3 protein-coding genes are annotated in these 4,089 nt (G+C 42.4%); all 3 read left to right on the top strand.

Translation table 11 applies throughout. The features are described from left to right. Nucleotides 1–172 precede the first annotated feature (172 nt). Nucleotides 173–1,966: a hypothetical protein gene (locus PL9631_RS04000; RefSeq protein ID WP_083617296.1), complete on the top strand. Its 1,794-nt coding sequence runs from the start codon at nucleotides 173–175 to the stop codon at nucleotides 1,964–1,966. A 63-nt stretch (nucleotides 1,967–2,029) separates the two neighbouring features. Further along, a complete protein-coding gene (locus tag PL9631_RS04005; RefSeq protein ID WP_083617298.1) occupies nucleotides 2,030–2,824 on the top strand; it encodes a ParA family protein in 795 nt (264 codons plus the stop codon). An 11-nt stretch (nucleotides 2,825–2,835) separates the two neighbouring features. Then, a complete protein-coding gene (locus PL9631_RS04010; RefSeq protein WP_083617300.1) occupies nucleotides 2,836–3,828 on the top strand; it encodes a ParB/RepB/Spo0J family partition protein in 993 nt (330 codons plus the stop codon). Nucleotides 3,829–4,089: the final 261 nt, after the last annotated feature.

Consider the following 4,089-nt stretch of genomic DNA (forward strand, 5'->3'; position numbering starts at 1 on the left):
GAATTTGATCGGAAAAATTGATAATTTTTTTTGAAGATAGCGATCGCATTTGGGAAAATGAAAACCCCCTGCTAATCGGGGAGGGGAAGATCAAGGGGGTGATAGTGGTGAAAAGGGTAATCGCCCTGAGTATAAAATTTCTAACTTCTCGTTTGCTGCTTTCCCTGAGCAAGTGATTGAACAGCTTGAACAGTTACAATTCACCAATCTGACAGTAACAGGAATTCATGTAGCCGAATCCAATCAACATTATGGAAGAGTATGGGATTCTACTCAAAAGTTACCTATAGAAATCCTTGTCCGTCAAGATTTACCTTCAGATCATCCCCGATACAATCGTCCGTTGGTTTTTGTTGAGGGTCAAGAATTTGCTCCCCTTGAGTCTCGCAGCGCTCATTTACCGATTGGAACTCAAGCACTCGCTGCGGTTGAAGCTAATCCCAGCCATACTCTTTCTGTTCAGCTTAATAATCCGAGAATTAATCAACCGATTCAAATTGGTAAGGTTCAACAGCATAGCTTTGCTAACCAAACCTTTAGGGATGAGTCGGCGTCATTAACACTTTCGTTTGTTAAACCGGAACCCACTCCTGTTATTAAATTAGGTCATCAGATTTTGGGGGAATTGGATCAAGCTTCTATTAATATTCTTGAGGCGGCAGGACGGTTAGTGGACGGCAAAACCCTTGAAGTTAGTCTTCAGCGTCAAGGGAAAGGTTATGGTTCTTACTTAATTGCGACAACGGCTTTGGGTAATTCTTTTCGGATTAATAAGCTTTCTAAATCCTTTTGGGAACGTTCATTTAATCATGAATTCGTTGCTGTAACGGTGGGTTTTAAAGAGCGATCGCCTGAACCTGTTTTAATGAAGGAAGGGAAAGTTCTGGGTGTATTGACCCAAAAAGAAAGTAAACAGGCTCTTTCAAAAGCTGGGTTATTGGTTGAGGGTCAACAATTTCCAAAGGCTGTGGTTAATAGTCATGTTACTACAGCAACCGTTACCGTTGACCCTGATACGGTTGTCTATCCTCAATCTTGGACAAAGTTAGTTCCTGAATCTGATCAATGCAACACTGCTTCTCCTTCGTTACTATATTCTCAAATGTTTCGCACCAAGCTCACCCAATTACCGCCTCTTTTATTTCTCAAGGAAGACTATGAATGGACAACAGCGAATGGGCAAGTGGAAGAACAACCTGCTTTGGGGTTATCCGTAGATGCTCGACTGAGCCCTGCAACAAAAGAATGGCTTTCTGCACAAGGAGTGCAATGGCAAGAAGCGTTTGATCCCGATTGGGTTGAGTTAGAACGGGAGCGAGGTTATGAAGTTGTGTTTATGAAACCTGATTTAGTGCCTCTCTCTGTCTTAGAACCCCTTCTTGAGCGATGTGGTGAACTGCTTCAAGCTTCTGGGCAACCCAATACCTACCTTGAACGGCTTGAGTATGAGCCCAAGTTACCTTTATCTATTTTATCTCGACAAGAAGAATCGATTCTCAAAGCAGTTCCTCACTCCGTTACGCCTGCGACTTCTGCTGTTCCTTTGCCTCCTTCTTATCAAGCCTCCCTTGAATTCCAACAAGCTCAAATCCTGCAAGCTCAACGCACTGAAGCGATCGCGGAAATTGTTCATAGTTTTCTATATTTAGAAGGAAAACCCACTCCCACAGGATCGATCGCCATTGGCAAGTCTAACACAGCCGTTTGGGATACAACTCGCTCAGAACTACTCCTTTACAGTCGAGGAGAAACTGATTCTTCTGTTCCTAAAATGCGGGCTAAATATGAAGGGGGTTGTTATACACCTTTGCCGATTGCTGATACCCTGGAAAAATTGCAACATTATGGTCTTCAACCCCAAGAAGTTGAACATTTTCAAACCCAAGTTCAGCCTTTCCTGGAGGCTAGATTGCGGCAACTTCAGGAGGCTCACCATTCTAAGCAACAGTCAGGTTTTCAAAGATGAGGTTCACAAAGAATAAAAATTGTTTAAGATACAAGTTGATTGTTTAAGATATAAGTTGATTGTATGAGTGTAATTATTTCCCTGTTTAACCAGTCAGGTGGTGTAGCCAAAACAACGTTAACGATGAACTTAGGCTATCATCTCGCTCAAAAAGATTATCGAGTTTTGTTGGTTGATTTAGATCCTCAAGGTAGCTTAACTGCATTTATGGGATTAGAACCGGCAGATTTAGATCAAACGGTTTATGAAGCCCTTATGGCAGGTGAGTCTCTTCCCTTACACCATGCTTTGCATCGTATGGATTTGCTCCCATCTAATATTAATTTAAGTGGGGCTGAACTGGAGTTAGTGGTAGCCGATATGCGAGATACTCGGTTAAAAGTAGCCCTTGAGCCTGTGCAAGCAGACTATGATTTTATTTTAATTGATTGCCCGCCCAGCTTAGGAATTCTCAGTTACATTGCTTTAGTGGCATCCACTCATGTTTTAATTCCCATACAAACGGAATACAAAGCTCTCAAAGGAACTGAATTGCTGCTAGGTACTATTGGGCGCGTTCGCAAACGAGCTAACCCCCATTTAAAAATTGCGGGTTTTGTCCCAACCCTTTATGATAGTCGCACTGGACAAGCTGCTTCGAGTTTACACTCGATTAGTGATTCATTGGCTTCTGTGGGGAGAATTTATTCCCCGGTTCCTAGGTCGGTTGCTTTTGCTGATGCGTCTCAACAGCATTTACCTCTAGCGTGTCTGAACAGCAAACATCCATCTCTTAAAGTCTTTGATGAGATTGTTGTTGGCTTAGAATCCTTGTTAGACTCACCTATTTCGACTCCATCTCGCTCTCGGAAAAAATAACCTTTGAGATTATGAATAAACGTCCAACTGAACCTTATAAAATTCGAGGAATCGAGGCTCTATTTGGCTCGGAGTCTGAACCATCGGCTTCTGACTCACAAACACTTGCCCTAGATCAAATTGTCTTGCCTAGTTATCATCAGCCCCGTCGTCATTTTGATCCAATTTCTTTGGAACAACTAGCTACTTCAATTCAACAGCATGGAATTTGGGAACCTTTGCTAGTTCGCAAACACCCATCCAATCCTTCCCGTTATGAATTGGTAGCAGGGGAGCGCCGTTATCGTGCGGCTCAACAAATTCAGTTGAGTAAAGTTCCGGTTAGAATTTTAACGCTTACGGATGAAGAAGCGTTGTTGGTTTCTTTAGAAGAAAATCTTTATCGGGAAGACCTTAATCCCTTTGAGGAAACATTGGGCATCTTGGATTGGCTTGCTGTTCGAGTGGGAGTTTCAGTCGAAGAGGTAAAGTCTACGCTGTATCAGATGAATAATGTAGCTAAAGGAGCAGTTAACCAAAACGTTTTGGTTAGTGAATTGAGTGACGCGATTCAAACGGGATTTGAAGAATTAAATTTGATCAGTTGGCAGTCTTTTGTTAGTAGTCGCTTGCCCTTATTGAAACTTCCCTTTGAGATTCTTGAGGCTTTACAAAATGGAGAACTCGCTTATACAAAAGCTACTGCGATCGCTCGGATTAAAGATGAAAAACTACGGGGGGAAATACTCCAATCAGCGATTGAGCAAAAACTAAGTTTAAACCAAATTAAAGAAAAAATTGCTCAACTGACGAAGCCGGCTCAATCTATCATTGCTAATTCTCCTAAAGGGCGCTTACAAGATGTAGTTCGGAAAGTATCTAGTTCCGAAGTTTGGAAAGACCCGAAGAAATGGAAAAAAGTAGAAGCTTTACTGGTGAAGTTGGAAGCCTTAGTTGAATCCGAATCGATGAACGGTTCAGAAGGAAGCCAACCTGAAGAAACCCAAGGAGGCAGAGAAGCCTAAGCCAAAAATCGAGCGAGTCACTCTTAGCCAGAAAGTGACAGAAGAGGGATAGTAGAAGGGGAGAGCTTGACTAAGGCCCAGGTATGTTAGAGTCGATAGGAGCGTTACCACTCCTAACTCTCCTTCAGAACCGTGCGTGAGACTTTCACCTCACACGGCTCCTTGATAACTCCACCTTGGTTATAGATACGATTCAAAACGGTTGATTGTCATAATTCTCAACTGTTTTAGTTAAAGAACCATCACTAGCCGTCTTTGTGT

The organism is Planktothrix paucivesiculata PCC 9631, from assembly GCF_900009265.2.
Classification (GTDB): domain Bacteria; phylum Cyanobacteriota; class Cyanobacteriia; order Cyanobacteriales; family Microcoleaceae; genus Planktothrix; species Planktothrix paucivesiculata.

Bases quoted from the DNA above. Each gene is read 5' to 3' on its own strand.
- PL9631_RS04005 (WP_083617298.1), top strand. From the start codon at position 2,030: ATGAGTGTAATTATTTCCCTGTTTAACCAGTCAGGTGGTGTAGCCAAA.
- PL9631_RS04010 (WP_083617300.1), top strand. From the start codon at position 2,836: ATGAATAAACGTCCAACTGAACCTTATAAAATTCGAGGAATCGAGGCT.